General features: G+C 67.1%; 16 protein-coding genes. 12 read left to right on the top strand and 4 right to left on the bottom strand.

The features are described from left to right. The first annotated feature begins 235 nt into the window (after positions 1-235). The 7 genes from IB228_RS08410 to hslU all read left to right on the top strand — a co-directional run bounded on the left by IB228_RS08410 (position 236) and on the right by hslU (position 6,604). Positions 236-649 carry a YbaN family protein gene (locus IB228_RS08410; RefSeq protein ID WP_192198079.1) on the top strand — a complete coding sequence of 138 codons (414 nt, stop codon included), beginning with the start codon at positions 236-238 and terminating at the stop codon, positions 647-649. A gap of 40 nt (positions 650-689) precedes the next feature. Next, positions 690-938, top strand: coding sequence for a lipoprotein (locus tag IB228_RS08405; protein ID WP_183639401.1), 249 nt, complete (start codon positions 690-692; stop codon positions 936-938). A 23-nt stretch (positions 939-961) separates the two neighbouring features. Next, the gene (gene dapF, locus IB228_RS08400; protein WP_225562360.1) at positions 962-1,795 is read left to right on the top strand and encodes a diaminopimelate epimerase; all 834 of its coding nucleotides are present in this window, start codon (positions 962-964) and stop codon (positions 1,793-1,795) included. After that, entirely contained in the window at positions 1,783-2,463 is a 681-nt protein-coding gene (locus tag IB228_RS08395; RefSeq protein ID WP_183639399.1) for a DUF484 family protein, read from the top strand. Before dapF ends, IB228_RS08395 begins: the two co-directional genes overlap by 13 nt. Positions 2,464-2,556: 93 nt before the next feature. Next, positions 2,557-3,513, top strand: coding sequence for a tyrosine recombinase XerC (gene xerC / locus IB228_RS08390; protein ID WP_192198077.1), 957 nt, complete (start codon positions 2,557-2,559; stop codon positions 3,511-3,513). Positions 3,514-4,583: 1,070 nt separating this feature from the next. Further along, the gene (gene hslV / locus IB228_RS08385; RefSeq protein WP_141455391.1) at positions 4,584-5,135 is read left to right on the top strand and encodes an ATP-dependent protease subunit HslV; all 552 of its coding nucleotides are present in this window, start codon (positions 4,584-4,586) and stop codon (positions 5,133-5,135) included. Positions 5,136-5,239: 104 nt separating this feature from the next. Next, the gene (hslU, locus tag IB228_RS08380) at positions 5,240-6,604 is read left to right on the top strand and encodes an ATP-dependent protease ATPase subunit HslU (protein ID WP_183639397.1); all 1,365 of its coding nucleotides are present in this window, start codon (positions 5,240-5,242) and stop codon (positions 6,602-6,604) included. 107 nt (positions 6,605-6,711) lie between these two features. Here the strand turns inward: hslU and IB228_RS08375 are convergent, their stop codons facing one another. Together IB228_RS08375 and IB228_RS08370 are read right to left on the bottom strand one after the other, a co-directional pair. After that, positions 6,712-7,401 carry an alpha/beta hydrolase gene (locus IB228_RS08375; protein WP_183639396.1) on the bottom strand — a complete coding sequence of 230 codons (690 nt, stop codon included), beginning with the start codon at positions 7,399-7,401 and terminating at the stop codon, positions 6,712-6,714. 177 nt (positions 7,402-7,578) lie between these two features. After that, entirely contained in the window at positions 7,579-8,028 is a 450-nt protein-coding gene (locus IB228_RS08370) for a nucleoside deaminase (RefSeq protein ID WP_192198076.1), read from the bottom strand. Between the two features lie 117 nt (positions 8,029-8,145). Here IB228_RS08370 and IB228_RS08365 point away from each other — a divergent pair, with 117 nt between their 5' ends. Next, positions 8,146-9,750 (top strand): hypothetical protein, encoded by a 1,605-nt coding sequence (locus tag IB228_RS08365; protein ID WP_192198075.1) that lies wholly within the window; start codon positions 8,146-8,148, stop codon positions 9,748-9,750. A gap of 12 nt (positions 9,751-9,762) precedes the next feature. Here IB228_RS08365 and IB228_RS08360 read toward each other — a convergent pair whose 3' ends face one another. Then, entirely contained in the window at positions 9,763-10,863 is a 1,101-nt protein-coding gene (locus IB228_RS08360) for an HlyD family secretion protein (protein WP_192198074.1), read from the bottom strand. Next, positions 10,860-12,524 (bottom strand): MFS transporter, encoded by a 1,665-nt coding sequence (locus tag IB228_RS08355; protein ID WP_192198073.1) that lies wholly within the window; start codon positions 12,522-12,524, stop codon positions 10,860-10,862. Before IB228_RS08355 ends, IB228_RS08360 begins: the two co-directional genes overlap by 4 nt. Before the next feature lie 102 nt (positions 12,525-12,626). Here IB228_RS08355 and ubiE point away from each other — a divergent pair, with 102 nt between their 5' ends. The 4 genes from ubiE to IB228_RS08335 all read left to right on the top strand — a co-directional run bounded on the left by ubiE (position 12,627) and on the right by IB228_RS08335 (position 17,319). Continuing rightward, positions 12,627-13,388 (top strand): bifunctional demethylmenaquinone methyltransferase/2-methoxy-6-polyprenyl-1,4-benzoquinol methylase UbiE, encoded by a 762-nt coding sequence (ubiE, locus tag IB228_RS08350; RefSeq protein WP_192198072.1) that lies wholly within the window; start codon positions 12,627-12,629, stop codon positions 13,386-13,388. A 290-nt stretch (positions 13,389-13,678) separates the two neighbouring features. Continuing rightward, the gene (locus IB228_RS08345; protein ID WP_192198071.1) at positions 13,679-15,610 is read left to right on the top strand and encodes a M1 family metallopeptidase; all 1,932 of its coding nucleotides are present in this window, start codon (positions 13,679-13,681) and stop codon (positions 15,608-15,610) included. A 3-nt stretch (positions 15,611-15,613) separates the two neighbouring features. After that, positions 15,614-16,594 carry an alpha/beta hydrolase gene (locus IB228_RS08340; RefSeq protein ID WP_192198070.1) on the top strand — a complete coding sequence of 327 codons (981 nt, stop codon included), beginning with the start codon at positions 15,614-15,616 and terminating at the stop codon, positions 16,592-16,594. Further along, positions 16,591-17,319: a hypothetical protein gene (locus tag IB228_RS08335; RefSeq protein WP_192198069.1), complete on the top strand. Its 729-nt coding sequence runs from the start codon at positions 16,591-16,593 to the stop codon at positions 17,317-17,319. The genes IB228_RS08340 and IB228_RS08335 overlap by 4 nt, the downstream gene beginning before the upstream one ends. Positions 17,320-17,346: the final 27 nt, after the last annotated feature.

The raw sequence follows: 17,346 nt of genomic DNA, 5'->3' as shown, positions 1-17,346 counted from the left end.
GGGGAAGGGGCTTTCCTGACGTACTTGTTTTCCTGTCAACGGAAACAGTGCTGCCCCCTCCCCCGCGAGCGGGGGAGGGCTGGGGCGGGGGCAGGCCGGCGCCATGACAGCGGCCGAACGGCACCAGGTATCGAACGTTGATGCGCCTGCCCGGTTCACAAGGATGATGTGATACGGCGCCGCATGCGTCACTCGGTGGCTGACGCGGTCCGCCCACATGCGGTAAAAGGTGCCGGTGAACGATGACACGCCGCCGCCGGCTTCCTCGCGACGCTTCCGCTGGGCGTGGTGGCTGCTGGCCTACGCCAGCCTGGGCACGGGCATCCTGGGCATCTTCGTGCCGGGCTTGCCAACCACCGTCTTCATCCTGATCGCGGCCTATGCGGCGTCGCGTGGGTCGGATCGCCTGCACCACTACCTGCTGTCGCACCCCCGCTTCGGGCCGATGATCCGCGACTGGCAGGCCCACGGCGCGGTGTCGCGCCGGGCCAAGTGGGCGGCGACCTGGACGATGCTGGCCTCCGCGCTGATCCTGCTGGCGGTGATGCTGATCGCCGGATCCCACCGGCTGTGGATGGTGTTGCTGCCGATTGGCTGCATGGCGGCGGTGGGGACCTGGCTGTGGCGCCGCCCGGAACCGCCGCGCTGACGCCATTCCGATTCATCCCCGGCTGGCTATACTGCGCCGCATGAACCGATCGCTCCGTCTGCTGTCCGCCGCCATCGCCATGGCGCTCCTCGCCGCCTGCGGCGCCAAGGGTCCGCTGTTCCTGCCGGAGAAGCCGGCGCCGGAGACCGAGATCCCGGCCGAAGCGCCGGTCGAACCGGCTGCCGAAGGCACCGAAACCGCGCCGGCCGATTCGACGGATTCGACCGACACGGCGACGCCGCCCGCCGAACCCACCGCGGAGCCGGCCAACCCGCCCAGCACGCCATGAGCGCACGGCCTCCGGCCTCGGCGATGATTTCCTTCACCAAGATGCACGGCGCGGGCAACGACTTCGTCGTGCTCGATCTGCGCGGCGACATCCCGCCTCCGGGGCCCGAACTGGCCGCGCGCCTGGCCGACCGCCACTTCGGCGTCGGCTGCGACCAGATCCTGACCATCGAGCCGCCACGCAGCGCCGATGCGGTGGCGTCCTACCGGATCTGGAATTCGGACGGCTCCACCTCGCAGCAGTGTGGCAACGGCGCGCGCTGCGTGGCGGCCTGGCTGGTGCGCGACGGCGTCGCCAGCGGCGAGCGCTTCCGGGTCGACAGTCCGCTGACCACGCACGACGTGGAACACCTGGGCGGCGATCGTTATGCCATCGCCATGGGGGTGCCGCAGGTCGTGCCGGCGCGGATTCCGCTGGCCGGTTTCGAGCAGGCGCAGGACGAATACGACGTGCGGGTGGACGAGGACCTGCGGCTGAGTTTTGGCGCGGTGTCGATGGGCAATCCGCATGCGGTCGTCGAGGTGCCCTCGGTGGCCGACGCGCCGGTGCTGAAGGTCGGCCCTGCCTTGCAGCAGTCGACGTGGTTTCCGGAGTCGGTCAACGTCGGTTTCGCCGAGGTGGTCGCGCGTGACCGCATCCGCCTGCGCGTCTACGAGCGCGGCGTCGGCGAGACCCTGGCCTGCGGCAGCGGCGCCTGCGCCGCGGCGGTGGTGCTGATGAAGCGTGGTCGCATCGATCGCGCCGCGACGGTATCGCTGCCGGGCGGCGATCTGCACATCCAATGGCCGGCGGACGATGCCGAAGTGGTGATGTCCGGCCCGACCGCATTCGTATTCGAAGGGGAATGGAACGCATGAACGAGAACGAGAAGCTGGGTGCCCACGAAATCGCCGCCTGGCTGCGCCGCCACCCCACCTTCCTGAAGCAGTTCCCGGACCTGGCGCTGAGCATGGTGGTGCCGCGCGACGATGGTCGCACCGCTTCGCTGGCCAGCTACCAGCTGGAAGTGCTGCGCGACAAGAACCGCGAGTTGTCCAAGCGCCTGAACGATCTGTTCGCCAACGCGCAGGAAAACGAGCGGCTGGCGGTGCGCACGCACCAGCTGACCCTGTCGTTGCTCAAGCAGAACAGCGCCGCAGACACCCTGCGCGCGATGGCCGCCTCGCTGGCCGAGGACTTCAACGGCGACCGCGTCAGCATCGTGCTGCTCAAGCCGGTGGCTGGCCTGGAAGAGGCGGAATGGTTGCAGGTGATTGCCGAAGGCAACGCCATCCTGGCGCCGTTCCGCGATTGCCTGAAGGACGGCGAGCCGATCTGTGGCCGCCTGCAGCCGGAAAAGAACGTCGTGCTATACGCCGCCCGCGCCGAGGAAGTGCAGTCTTCCGCCCTGCTGCCCTTGCCGGGCGTGGGCCTGGTGGCGGTCGGCAGCCTGGACGGCAACCGTTTCTACCCGGGCATGGGCACGCTGTTCCTGCGCATGATGGGCGAGGCGCTGACCACGGCACTGAAGCGATTCGAGGGCTGAGGACCAAGGCGTCCCGGCGCCTCGTCCAACTCTCCGATCCGTCATTCCGGCGTATGCTGGAATCCATTGCGCGGGACGCTGGCGCGGCAGTCGATGAGCAGGAACCGTCAACACAAGTCGGATATCGAGCCCGCACCGGCTACTCGCCAGGGCGAAGCCGGTCTTGACGAACCGGTCGGTGTCGTCGAGGAATTCCTTGCCCACCTGCAGGTCGAGCGGCGCATGTCCGCGCATACGCTGGATGCCTATCGCCGCGACCTGACCGCGCTCGCGGGGTGGTCCACGGAGCAGGGCGCCGACGTGATCGGCCTGCACACCGAGCAACTGCGCAGCTTCGTCGCCAGCGAGCACCGGCGCGGGTTGTCGCCCAAGAGCCTGCAACGCCGACTGTCGGCCTGCCGCAGCTTCTATCAATGGCTGTTGAAGCACGGGCGCATCGCCGCCAGCCCGGCCGCCGCACTGCGCGCACCCAAGGCGCCGCGCAAGCTGCCGCAGGTGCTGGACGCCGACGAGGCGACGCGACTGGTGGAAGTGCCGACCGACGTGCCGCTGGGCCTGCGCGATCGCGCGTTGCTGGAACTGTTCTATTCCTCCGGCCTGCGCCTGAGCGAGCTGTGCGCGCTGCGCTGGCGCGATCTGGATCTGGCTTCCGGCTTCGTCACCGTGCTCGGCAAGGGCAGCAAGGAGCGCAAGGTGCCGGTCGGCTCGCACGCGCGCAACGCGCTGGAGGCGTGGCGCGCCGAACAGGGCGGCACCAGCGAGGCGCATGTGTTTCCCGGTCGCGGCGGCGGCCCGATTTCCCAGCGCGCCGTGCAGATCCGGCTCAAGCAGCTGGCGCAGCGCCAGGGCCTGTTCAAGCACGTGCACCCGCACATGCTGCGGCACAGTTTCGCCAGCCATATCCTGGAATCCTCCGGCGACCTGCGCGGCGTGCAGGAACTGCTCGGCCACGCCGACATCGCCACCACCCAGATCTACACGCATCTGGATTTCCAGCATCTGGCGAAGGTGTATGACGCGGCGCATCCGAGGGCGAAGCGGAAGCGGTGAGCTTGGCCTCCCCCTTGACCAGCCTTTGGGCTGTTGAAAGCGAAAAAGGGGGACTGAGGGGGAGTTGCTTTTGGCGCGAAGAGCAAATCCCCCGTCACCCGCTACGCGGGCGCCCGCCCCCTTTTTCAAAGGGGGCTGTTCCTTTTCACAAGCTGCTTTGCCTCCTTTTGTCAAAGGGGCTATTCCCTCCCACAAACCGCTTTTTCCTCCCCCTTTGAAAAAGGGGGACTGAGGGGGATTTGCTTTTGGCGCGAAGAGCAAATCCCACGTCACCCGCTGACGCGGGCGCCCGCCCCCTTTTTCAAAGGGGGTTATCCATTACGAGTTTCGCTTGCGGGAGATCTAGTTCACCCATCCACCATGAACAGGAATTACTGGCGTACGAACCGCCGTATTCGTTAGATTTATTGTTGATGCAAAATCAGGTGGATGCACTTTGGGGTGCGTGTCCAGATGCTGTCGGAAGACCATTGGTAGGAGAGTTGGTGTTGACTGAGATAAGACGATGAACCGAAGCCGTTCACTCAGTGGATGCCGGTTGGCCATTCCCGCAGCTTCGATTGCCCGCGTATGACAGGAGCGTTCGTTCCATGAAAACAGCACTTTTGCTGGCATCGACTATCTTCGGAACCGTCGCCATGAGCTCGCCACTACTTGACTCCCTTGCGATGCAGCTCCGGCAACTGCGCGCACTGCCCATGGCTGCGCCGAGCAAGACGATGTGCCCGGCCAAGATCGGATAGGGGATGCCTTGGGCAAACCTGATTTTGTTGATGCTTCGACGGGGAAATGGGTCTATTTCTTTACCAGTCCGATACCGCTGGGCCAGCGTGGGGGAGGTTTTCCCGCGCTGGTTTTCATATTCGGATCGGACCGGGCAGTGTTGCGTGTTTCCTGTCACTACTCGCGCTAGAGGCTGGGTCTGACGATTCAGGATGCCGAGGGATTCGATTCAGGGCAGATTAGTCCGAGCAGAACCCTGCGCAATTGGAGGCAAATCCCTCCCCAAAAGTCACGCTTGATCCGCCCCCGGGCGTCCCCACCTCAGGGAGAACCCCCCGGAGGCCTCCATGGACCCAAGCCAGAATCCCAACGTGTTCCACGCCACCACCATCATCTCGGTCCGCCGCGACGGTCATGTCGCCGTGGCCGGTGACGGGCAGGTGACGCTGGGGCATACCGTCATGAAAGGCAATGCGCGCAAGGTGCGCCGGCTGGGCCGCGATGGCCAGGTGCTGGCCGGCTTCGCGGGTGCCGCCGCCGACGCCTTCACCCTGTTCGAACTGTTCGAGGCCAAGCTCGAGAAGCACGGCCAGTTGCAGCGTGCCGCCGTCGAGCTGGCCAAGGATTGGCGCACCGAGCGGCGCCTCGGCAAGCTCGAAGCATTGCTGGCGGTGGCCGACAAGGAAACCTCGCTGATCATCAGTGGCACCGGCGATGTCATCGAGCCGGAGGACGGCATCATCGCGATTGGTTCGGGCGGTTCCTACGCGTTGTCCGCCGCGCGCGCGCTGCTGGCGCACACCCAGCTCGATGCGAAGTCGATCGCGGTCGAGGCGCTGAACATCGCGGGCGATATCTGTATCTATACCAATCGCAACGTGGTGGTTGAAGAGCTCTAGTTCCAGGATTGGGGATTCGGGATTGGGGATTCGCGGAAGCGGGTCCGGATCCTGGTCCTCCCGTCCTCTTTCATTCCCTGTTTCCCACGAATCACGAATCCCCCATGGCCAATCTCGAATCTTCCACCATGACCCCGCGCGAGATCGTGCAGGAGCTGGACCGGCATATCGTCGGCCAGCATTCGGCCAAGCGTGCGGTCGCCATCGCGCTGCGCAACCGCTGGCGCCGCATGCAGCTGCCCGAGGCGCTGCGCAATGAAGTGATGCCCAAGAACATCCTGCTGATCGGCCCCACCGGCGTCGGCAAGACCGAAATCGCGCGCCGGCTGGCGACGCTGGCGAACGCGCCGTTCGTCAAGGTCGAAGCGACCCGTTTCACCGAGGTCGGCTATGTCGGCAAGGATGTCGAGCAGATCGTGCGCGATCTGGCCGACACCGCGGTCAAGATGTATCGCGAGCAGGCCAAGGTGCGCGTGCGCACCCAGGCCGAGGAGCGCGCCGAGGATCGCATCCTGGACGCGCTGCTGCCGCGCCGCAGCGTCGGCGTCGGCTTCGATCCGGAAGCCGCGCGCAACGAGCCGTCGGCGCAGGACAACGACACCCGCATCAAGTTCCGCAAGATGCTGCGCAACGGCGAGCTGGACGACCGCGAGATCGAGCTGGAGCTGGCCGCCAATGTCGGCGTGGACATCATGACCCCGCCGGGCATGGAAGAGATGGGCCAGCAGCTGCGCCAGATGTTCTCCAACCTGGGCGGCGCCAAGACCCACAAGCGCACCGTGACCATCAAGGCCGCGCGTCCGCAGCTGATTGAGGACGAGGCCGCCAAGCTGGTCAACGAGGACGATATCCGCACCGCGGCCATCGAAGCCTGCGAGCAGAACGGCATCGTCTTCATCGACGAGATCGACAAGGTCGCCAAGCGCGGTGACAACATCGGTGGCGGCGACGTCAGCCGCGAAGGCGTGCAGCGCGATCTGCTGCCGCTGGTGGAAGGCTCCAACGTCAGCACCAAGTACGGCACGGTCAAGACCGACCACATCCTGTTCATCGCCTCCGGCGCGTTCCACCTGGCCAAGCCCAGCGATCTGATTCCGGAGCTGCAGGGGCGTTTCCCGATCCGGGTGGAGCTGTCGGCGCTGTCCAAGCAGGATTTCATCCGCATCCTGACCGAGCCCAAGGCGGCGCTGACCAAGCAGTACGTCGAGCTGATGAAGACCGAGGGCGTGGCGCTGGACTTCAGCGACGACGCCGTCGATCGCCTTGCCGAGATCGCCGCGCAGGTCAACGAGCGCCAGGAAAACATCGGCGCGCGCCGCCTGCACACCGTGCTGGAACGCCTGCTCGATACCCTGAGCTACGAAGCCCCCGACCGCGACGGCCAGGCCGTGTCCATCGACCGCGCCTACGTCGACTCGCACCTGGGCGAACTGGTGCAGGATCCGGATCTGAGCCGGTACATCCTGTAACTACGTGAATCGCCGTCGTTCGCGGCGGCCTGGCGATTTTCGGAACGGGCGGTGCGGATGCGCCGCCCGTTTTCGTTCGTGGAACCCGGAACCTGGGGACGAACCCGTCAGCCGGCCGTCCGCGCCGCCTCGTCGATCAATCCGGCCACCGCCGCGGCCTGCGAGGCCAGCGAGGCGTGGCTGGCATCCAGCGCCAGCAGCGCGCGCGGATTCATCCGTTCGGCCATGTGCTTCTGGTTGTCGGGATGGATCATGCGGTCCTGGGTCGAGAGCTGATACCAACTGGGTTTTTTCTTCCAGGCCGGTGCGGTGACGGTGTCGCCGAAGGTACTCGCCAACGGTGCTTTCTGCGCTATCGCCATGACCAGTGCGTCGTCGGCATCCAGATCCTGGCAGAAGCTCTCGTGGAATTTGTCGTACCGGATCCACAGATAGCCGTCGCTGTCGGGTGCGAGGTTGGCAATCGCGGCAGGTGGATGCGCCTGGCTGATGCCGCCCGGGCTTTCGCCCGCATCCGGGGCGAACGCGGCGATGTAGACCAGGCCGGCGACGTTGGGCTGGTCGCCAGCCTCGGTGATAACCGCGCCGCCGTAGGAATGCCCGACCAGCAGCACGGGGCCGGGCTGCTGGGCGACCATCTTGCGGGTGCGTTCGGCGTCGTCGGCCAGCGAGGTGAGCGGGAGTTCGACCGCGCGGATGCGGTCGTGCCCCTTGCGCGAGAGTTCCAGGATGACGTTCCGCCAGTGCGCCGCGCCGCCCCAGAAACCATGGACCAGGACGAGGGTGGGTGTGCTCATGAGCCGACTCCCTTGATTGAGTGGTGTTGCCCGATGACACCGTGGCCCGGCCATGGCCGGGACGAACTGGACTATGGCAGGCCGATCGTTCAGTCCGGGTCTGCATCCGGTGTCGCCCCGATGACGCTGCGGCAATGCCGGGTGGCCGCCCGGGGACGGCCGGGCCGCGGGCGGCCCTCAATCCTCGCCGATGTCCTCGTTCCACACCTCGGGGTTGGCGCGGATGTAGTCGCCCAGCAGGGCGATGCATTCCTCGCTGTGCAGGTCGATGACGTTGACGCCGCTTTCGCGCAGCCAGTCGATGCCGCCGCGGAAGTTCACCGATTCGCCGACCACCACCGTGCCGATGTTGAACTGGCGCACCAGCCCGCTGCAGTACCAGCACGGCGCCAGCGTGGTGACCATGATGGTGTCGCGGTAACGGCGCTGGCGCCCGGCCTTGCGGAAGGCGTCGGTCTCGCCGTGCACGGACGGATCGTTTTCCTGGATGCGGCGGTTGTGGCCGCAGCCGAGCAGGCGGCCGTCGTCGTGGTACAGCGCCGCGCCGATCGGGATGCCGCCTTCGGCCAGGCCCTGGCGGGCTTCGGTGATGGCGGTCTCAAGCAATGCGCGATAGTCGATGGACATGGACGATTCCGGGTGGCGGGCAGGGCGTGATACTGCCATGCTCGGAGGCCGGAACGGGCGTGGGGTCCCGCTTCGGTCTGGCTGCGGCCGGGGCACCTGGCGACAAGGGGAGAAGCCATGAAACACCATAGTCGACGGTCGCGCTGGCAGACCGCGTGGTCCGCCTGCATCGTCGCGCTGGGCATTGCGCTGGGCGCGGCCCATGTGCAAGCGCAGGCCGCGGGCGCCACCATCGTCCAAGGCCGCCTGGCGCTGCACTGGGGCGATCCCGCGCCCGTGCCGCGCCAGCAGAAAGCGCCCCCCGCGCGGCTGCGTGCGGTGTTGCTGGCCGATGATGGCCGCCGCATCCCGCTCGATCCTGCCCAAGCCAAACGCGCGGCGGTGGACCTGTATGCACTGGCCAATCGCCGGGTCGCGGTTTCGTTGCCGGCGCAGGCGCGGGGTATCTCCGCCCGGGAACGCTTCGTGGATGCGATCGTGCCCGCGGATCGGCTGGCCCAGGCGGCGCCCGTACGGGGCGGCAAGCAGGTTGCCGCCGCGGCCGCGGTGATGGGCAACACCCGCTGGGTGACCCTGATGTGCAAGTTCTCCGACATCGCCACCGAGCAGAAGGACCGGGCGTTCTTCACCAGCCAGTATGGCAATGCGATCGGGCAGCTCGGCCACTACTGGAGCGAAGTCTCCTATGGCCAGATCAACCTGGCGGGCAGTTCGGCCTATGGCTGGTTCAGCCTGCCCAATCCGCGATCCAGCTATGTGACCACGGTCGAGGGGAAGGACGAGGCGGATCTGGATCGCCTGTTCCAGGATTGCGTCGCCGCCGCGGACGCGCAGGTGGATTTCGCGGGCACGCAGGGCATCAACATGATGTTCAACGGCGATTTGGATGGCTATGCCTGGGGTGGCGGCGCGTGCGCGGTGATGGACGGCGCGCGCCGATGCCCGCGCGCCACCTGGAATCCACCGTGGTCGTTCGCCAATCTCGCGCCGCTGGCGCACGAGATGGGGCATGGCTACGGGCTGCCGCATTCGGACAACTCGGATGGCGACGACGATACCTACGACAATCCGTGGGACGTGATGAGCGATGGTTGGCGCAACGCGGTCGCCGATCCGGTCTACGGCACGAGGCCCAAGCACATCAACATGATCCAGCGGGACCGCCTGGGCTGGGTGGCGGGCGCGCGCAAATGGGTGGTTCCCGCCACGCTTACGGGCAGCTGGCGGTTCGAGCTGGAGTATGCGGCCCTGGCCGATGGCACCGGTCGCCAGTTGGTGGTGCTGGATACGCCGGAGCAGGCCGATCCCGCGCTCACGGTTTCGTACACGCTGGAGGCGCGCAGCCGGTCGGGCAATTACGAGGCGGCGCTGGCCGGCAGTGCGGTGATCGTGCATCGCGTGCGCGGCGGCACCGCCTACAGCGAAGACGCCGACACGCCGCCGGCGAACGTGGCCAACAACGAGGGAACGATGTTCAAGGTGGGCGAGACGTGGTCCGCGCCGAATGGTGGCTACCGGCTGCGCGTGGACGGCGCCACCGCGCGGGGATTCCTGGTCACGCTGACCGCGGGCGGGCAGGTCACCGGCGGGCCGTTGCCCGCGCGGGTGGGCACGCCGCCGGCCAGTGCGCCCGCGCCTGCGGTCGCCGGCCCGGGTCGGATCGGCGCGCGTCCGCCGCTGCTTCGTCGCAAGCCCTTCCGCGATCCTCGCCGGATCCGCTGATGTACGCGCCGCTCAGCGGTCCGCGGCGGCGGTGTCCACGCTGACCACCACCGACATGCCCGGACGCAGTCGTGCCGCGGCGGCCTGGCCGGAATCGATCGCGATCTTCACCGGAATGCGCTGGGCGATCTTCACGTAATTGCCGGTGGCGTTGTCAGGCGGCAGCACGCTGAATTCGGAACCGGTGGCGGGCGAGATCTCCAGCACGCGCCCGCGCAGGCGTTCCCCGCCGAGCGCATCGACGGTGAAGCTGGCCGGCTGGCCCAGCCGCACCCGCGCCATCTGGGTTTCCTTGAAATTGGCGATCACCCACATCGTGTCCGGCACCAGCGCCATCAGCTGGGTGCCGTTGGTGACGTAAGCGCCCTGGCGCACCGTCACCTGGCCGAGCTGGCCGTCGCGCGGGGCGTGGATGCGGGTGTTGTCGAAATTGATCTGCGCCAGTTGCACCGCCGCGCGCGCGCTGGCGACCGCCGCTTCCAGCACCGCGAGGTTGACGTCGACGCTGCGCACGCCCTGGCGTGCGACCTCCAGCCCGGCGCGGGACTGGCTGAGGTTGGCTTCGGCCTGGGCGTTGGCGGCGAAGGCCGTATCGCGGTCCTGCTCGGAAAGCAGATGCTCGTGGGCGAGCTGATCCGCGCGCCGCAGCGCCGAACGGGTGCGTCGTTCCTGCGCCGCGTTGCTGGCGATCACCGCGCGGCTCTGGGCGACGTTGGCCTCGGCGCTGCGGTGCTGCTGGGTCCAGTTGGCGAGATTGGCCTCGGCGGACTGCAACTGCGCGCGTGCCTGGTCCAGCTGTTGCCGGTAGATCCGATCATCGATCGCCACCAGCAGCGCGCCCTTGCGCACATGCTGGAAATCCTGCACCGGCACGTCGGTGACGTAGCCGCTGACCTGCGGGCTGATCAGGGTCGTCTGTCCACGCACCATCGCGTTCTCGGTGGTCTGGAGCGCGCTGGTGAAGGGCGGCAGTTGCCAGGCGTAGAGCACCACGCCCACGCCCAGCAGGGCCAGCAGTGCGAATCCGGTCAGGCCCAGCAGGCGGCGCCGGCGGCGTGCGGCCTGGCGGGCGGCCGGTTCGGCATCGGGAGGAGGATTGGCGGCTGTGTTCATGCTTGCGTCGGCCGTGGAGAAGGGGAAGGCGAAGGCGGTGCGGGCGTGGGGGGCGGCGGATTCAGTCGTCGCCACCACAGATCCGCGTAGATCCAGAGCAGGGTGAAGATGGCCAGCCAGGCCACCACCAGGAAGACATCGTTGTAGGCCAGCACGTTGGCCTCGCGGGTCACGGTCGCGCCCATCGCGCGCATGCCCTGCGCGTTGCGCAGGACCGGATCGCCGAGCGTGTGCGCATAGCCGGCCGCCGTTCCCTGCACGCGGGCGGCCACCTGCGGATCCAGCAGGGTGATGTGCTCGGCGAGCTGGCTGGCATGGAATTTCTCGCGCACCACCTGGAACGTGCCCAGCAGCGCGGAGCCGAGCAGGCCGCCCATGTTCTGGGTCATGCCGAACAGCACCACGAAGCTGATCAGGTTGCCGGGCTGGGACAGGATCGCGCCGATGCCGCTGATCATCGCCGGGCCGATGAAGAAGGTGCTGCCGAACGCCAGCAGGAACTGGCTGAAATACATCTGTTCGGGACGGGTCAGGTTGCTGGAATGCGCGTCCATGAACGCGCCGGTGGCGATCAGCAGCACCGCGAACATCAGGTGCTGGCCGGTGTGCTGCGGGCGGATGGTCAGCGCGCTGACGGCGACGCCGGCCACGCAGCCGACCAGCACCCACGCGTACATCGTGTGCAGCTCGTCGTTGTTCAGGCCCAGGTTCTGCATGAACCCCACCGCGCCGATGCTCTGCTCGGACAGTACGATGCGGATCAGCACGATGGACAGCGCCAGCCGCATCATCGTGCCGCTGGCCAGCCAGCGGGTGTTGATGAGCGGATTCTTCCGGTAATGCTCGATCGCCACCGAACTGATCAGCAGCACGATCGCCATCGCCAGGGTCAGCCCCAGCCACGGATTCTCGGTCCACCACAGATAGCGGCCCAGCGACAGCACCGCGGCCAGGCAGGCGGCGCCGCCGGCGAACAGGGAGAAGGTCAGGAAATCCAGCTTCTCGAACACCTTCGTGCGATCGCTGGGCGGCAGCTTGAGCACCAGCACGCAGGCCAGCGCCACGATCGCCAGGCCCAATTCGAACAGATACAGGCCGCGCCATTCGCCATACTGCAGCAGCTCGGTGGAGAAGATGCGCGCCAGCGGCAGCGCCAGCTGGCTCATGCCCAGCCCGATCACCACCGCCTTGAGCCGCATCCGCGCCGGAAACGCCTGGATCATGTAGTACAGGCCCAGCGTGCTCAGCGCCGCGCCGACCAGCCCGTGCGCGGCGCGCACCGCGATGGCCGAACCGAGATCGTTGACGAACAGGTGGGCGAACGCGATCAGCGCGTACAGCACCAGGAAGATCTCGGTGAACAGCCGCAGGCCGTACTGCTGGCGGAACTTGACCAGCAGCAGATTGGCCGAGACGTTGGTCATCACGTAGGCCGCCGGCAGCCACGCCATCTCCCAGGCATAGGCGCCCAGGGTGCCTTGCAGGTTCAGCAGGTTGGCGGTGACCAGGGCGTTGCTCAGGCCGCCGGTGAGCGCGACCACCACGCCGACGATGGCGAACTGGATGCGCCGGCGGACCGGGTGCAGCGGGGTGGAGGGCGACCCGGGGAACGTGGGGCGCTCGTGCGGCAGCCATTCGCGGGGGGTATAGCGGCTGCTCACGGGCGGGTCGGCATCCTCTGGAAGACGAATGGCGTTGTCACCACGGTATTGTCCCACGGCCGCGCCGGCAAGATCCCCCCGGACGGTGCGATAATCCGTCCCATGAGCGAATCCCCCTACCAATCAGGCACCACCCATTTCGGTTTCCGCGACGTCGACGCCCGGGACAAGCAGAAACTGGTCGGCGAGGTGTTCACCTCGGTCGCCGGCAAGTACGACCTGATGAACGACCTGATGAGCCTGGGCATCCATCGGATCTGGAAGCGCTATTTCGTCGGCACCTGCCAGGTCAAGCGCGGCGATCGCGTGCTGGATCTGGCCGGCGGCACCGGCGACATCGCCGCGCTGCTGAAGGATCGTGTGGGCGAGACCGGCGAGATCGTGCTGGGCGACATCAACGCCGGCATGCTGTCGGTCGGCCGCGATCGCATGACCGATCGCGGGCTGGTGTCGGGCATGGACTACGTGCAATGCAACGCCGAGGCGCTGCCGTTCCCCGACCGCAGTTTCGATCTGGTCACGATCGCCTTCGGCCTGCGCAATGTCACCGACAAGGATGCCGCGCTGCGCGAGATGCATCGGGTACTGAAGGTCGGCGGCCAGGCGCGGGTGCTGGAATTCTCGGAAGTGACCGCCGAGTGGTTCAAGCCGGTCTACGACTTCCATTCGTTCAAGGTGCTGCCGAAGCTGGGCCAGCTGTTCGCCCGCGACGCCGGCAGTTACCAGTACCTGGCCGAGAGCATCCGCAAGCATCCGCCGCAGGAACAGCTGAAGGCGATGATGGACGAAGCCGGCTTCGCCCGCGCCAGCTACAAGAACCTCAGCGCCGGCATCGTCGCGGTGCATACGGGTTATCGCGTTTAAGCGGTTTCTCCCTCATGGAAGGGAGAGCAGGTTCTGCGCCAAGAGCAAATCCCCCGTCACCCGCTGGCGCGGGTGCCCGCCCCCTTTTTAAAAGGGGGCTATCACGTCGTCACGTGCTTGCAGCGACTGGCTTTTCCTCCCCCTTGACCAGCCATTCGGCTGTTGAGAAGCGCTTGAAAAAGGGGGACCGAGGGGGATTTGCTTCTGGAGCCATCCCCAAGCTGCGCCGCATCAAGGCATCCGCCGCGCGGGCGGGTAAACTTGCCGCTTCCCTGTCGCAGGAATCCCTGATGCGCGCCGTACTGTTGACCCTGTCCTGCGCCGCCGTGCTGGCGGCCGGCTGCTCCCAAGAATCCGCCCCCGCTCCCGAAGCTCCCGCCGCCAAGCCCGCGCCGACCGCCGTGAAGACCGAACGCAGCCACGACGAAAGCTCCTACGCCGAGCCGACCAAGGTCGTCATCAAGGATCTGGCGCTGGATCTGGCGGTCGATTTCGACCAGAAGCAACTCGGCGGCACTGCCAGCTACACCCTGGAATGGAAGGACAAGGCGGCCAAGCAGCTGGTCCTGGACACACGCGACCTGAGCATCGAGAAGGTCGAAGGCCAGGACGCCGCCGGCGCCTGGGCGCCGCTGCAGTTCAACCTGGCGCAGGCCGACAAGATCTTCGGCAGCAAGTTGACCATCGAGGCGCCGGCGCAGAACGCGCACGTGCGCATCGCCTACAAGACCTCGCCGCAGGCGTCGGGCCTGCAGTGGCTGGCGCCGTCGATGACCGAAGGCAAGCAGTTGCCCTTCATGTTCAGCCAGTCGCAGGCCATCCACGCGCGCAGCTGGGTGCCGCTGCAGGACACCCCGAGCGTGCGCTTCACCTACAGCGCGCACGTGACCTCGCGTCCGGACGTGATGGTGTTGATGAGCGCGGACAACGATCCGGCCGCGTCGCGCGATGGCGATTACAGCTTCAAGATGCCGCAGCCGATTCCGTCCTACCTGCTGGCCATCGCGGCCGGTGATCTGGTGTTCAAGCCGATCTCCAACCGCAGCGGCGTGTGGGCCGAACCGTCGATGGTCGAGAAGGCGACCAAGGAGTTCGAGGACACCGAGAAGATGATCGGCGTGGCCGAATCGCTGTACGGCCCGTACCGCTGGGAACGCTACGACATGCTGGTGCTGCCGCCGTCGTTTCCGTTCGGCGGCATGGAGAACCCGCGCCTGACCTTCGCCACCCCGACCGTGATCGTCGGCGACAAGTCGCTGGTCTCGCTGATCGCGCATGAGCTGGCGCACAGCTGGTCCGGCAACCTGGTGACCAACGCCAGCTGGAAGGACATCTGGCTCAACGAAGGCTTCACCACCTACGTGCAGGACCGCATCACCGAGGCGCTGTACGGCAAGGAACTGGCCGAGATGGAGCGACAGATCGACCAGACCGAACTGCTGGACGAGGTGAAGAACATGTCGCCGGCCGATCAGGCGCTGGCGCTGCCGCCGCTGACCGACCGCGATCCGGATGACTCGCTGAGCCAGGTCGCCTACGTCAAGGGCGCCTGGTTCCTGAAGTTCCTGGAAGAGCGTTTCGGCCGCGCCACCTTCGATCCGTTCCTACGTGGCTGGTTCGACGACCACGCCTTCCAGAGCGCGACCACCGACCAGTTCGTCGAGTACCTGAAAAAGAACCTGCTGCCGAAGAACCCGAACGCGGTGACCGAGGCCGAACTGAACGCCTGGCTCAACGAGCCCGGCATTCCCAAGTTCGCCGCCAAGGCGCAGTCGCGCGGTTTCTCCAATACCGACACCGCGCGCATCGCCTGGCTGGGCAGCGGCCAGTTGCCGAACCCGCAGGTGACCTCGGGCTGGGTGACCCAGCAGTGGGTGAGCTTCATCAACGGCATGGGCGAGAAGCTGACCGTCGAACAGCTGGCGCAGCTGGACAAGGCCTACCACTTCACCGGCACCCAGAATGGCGAGATCGCCATGCGCTGGTATCCGCTGACCGTGCGCAGCGGCTACCTGGATGCGCGCCCGGAGCTGGGCAAGTTCATCGAGCGCGTCGGTCGCCGCAAGCTGATCATGCCGATCTACGAGGAACTGGTGAAAACCCCGGACGGCCTGGCCTTCGCGGAGGAGAGCTTCGCCCGCGCCAAGCCGGGCTACCACCCGATCACCACCGCGTCGGTCGAGGCCCTGCTGGCCAAGGCCAAGGCGGGCGAAAGCAAGTAAGCGATGCGTCGCCCACGCATCTCCTGGAAAACGGTCGCCGTCACGGCGGCCGTTTTCGTTTGCGCGCTGCTGATCTGGGTATGGCGCGATCCGATGGTGCTGGTGCGCGGCGAGCTGGCGCGGCAGCGCTGGATGGCGGGATTGAGCCTGCATCACGCCGAGGTGGCCGGGCATCGCTGGGCCTATGCCGAACGTGGAGCGAAGGATCCGGCCGCGCCGACGCTGGTGATGATCCACGGCTTCACCGGCAGCAAGGAAAACTGGTATCCGCTGGCCGAGCGCCTGGTGGGGCAGTACCGGGTGGTGATTCCGGATCTGCCCGGTTGGGGCGCGAGCGAACGCAAGGCGGGCGAGGACTACGGTTTCGACGCGCAGAACCGGCGGCTGGCCGAGTTCATCGCCCGGGTCGCGCGCCGACCCGGCAGTCCGCTGGTGTTGCTCGGGCATTCGATGGGCGGCGGCATCGTCGCCCTGACCGCGGCGGATCGTCCGGATCTGGTGGACCGGGTCGCGCTGATCGATGCGGCCGGGGTGCGCTTCCGCGACAACGTGTTCGGCGAGCAGGTGCTGGCCGGACACAATCCGTTCGCGGTGCATGACGAGGCTTCGCTCAAGCGCTACCTCGATACGGTGTTCCACCGCGAGGAAGCCAAACCGTCGATTCCCTGGCCGGCCTCGCGCGGCCTGATCGACTGGCGCCGAGCGCAGGCGCCGTTCGAGCAGGCGGTGCTGGATCGCATCGGCCGCGGGTCGGAAGCCTTCCTGCCCGGACAGGCCGCCGCGCACATCCGCCAGCCCACGCTGCTGTTGTGGTGCGCGCAGGATCGGGTGATCGATCCGAGCGCGCTGGAGCTTTACGCCGAACGCATCCCGCAAGCGGTTAAAGTGCGGCTGTCCGACTGCGGCCACATGTCGATCATGGAACGTCCCGACGACGTCGCCGCCGCGGTCGATTACCTGATACGCAACGGAGTCCCCCGATGAAACGCACCCTGATCGTCCCGGCCATGCTGGCCAGCGTCCTGGCCCTGTCCGCCTGCGGTGACCGCGAGGCCGAGCAGCGCGCCGCCGCACAGGCCCAGGCCGCCGCCAACGAGGAGGCGGCCACCCAGCTGGCCGGCAAGTTCGATGCGGCACAGGCCTCGCGCGACTGGGAAATGGCGCGCATCCATGGCGTGGCCCTGCTGGATCAGTATCCGGACACCCAGGCGGCCACGCGCATCAAGCCGCTGCTGGAAGAGGTGAAGGCCAAGGCCGAGGGCGCGCGCGAGGAGCGCCGCCTGCAGGCATTGTGGGACTACGCCCAGATCGCCACCGATGGCGGCACCCAGCGCACCGCCGCCATCCACAGCAAGGATCCGGTCGACGTGGACGGCAGTGGCGCCAAGCCGGTGCAGCTGATCTTCCGCGATCATCCCAAGTGGAAGCGCAGCAGCTACCTGGTCCTGCAGGCCAGCGACTTCCGCTGCCCGGGCGGCTGCAAGGTCAAGGTGACCGCCGATGGCGCGCCGGCCCGGGCGATGGATGCCTGGCGCCCGGATACCGACGAGGCGATAGCCATGTTCATCACCGACCAGAACGCGCTGTGGAAACTGGCGGGCAAGACCAGGATGCTGGAAATCGAGTTCCCGGTGAAAGCCGGCGGCAGCCGCAAGGCGGTGTTCGAGACCGGCGGCCTGGACGGCAGCCAGATGCCGGGTTGGGAGTGATCCCGCGCGTGCCGCGGTCCGTCTCGT

Source organism: Pseudoxanthomonas sp. PXM04, assembly GCF_014851695.1.
Lineage (GTDB): Bacteria > Pseudomonadota > Gammaproteobacteria > Xanthomonadales > Xanthomonadaceae > Pseudoxanthomonas_A > Pseudoxanthomonas_A beigongshangi.
This window is presented reverse-complemented; position numbering and strand designations above follow the sequence as displayed.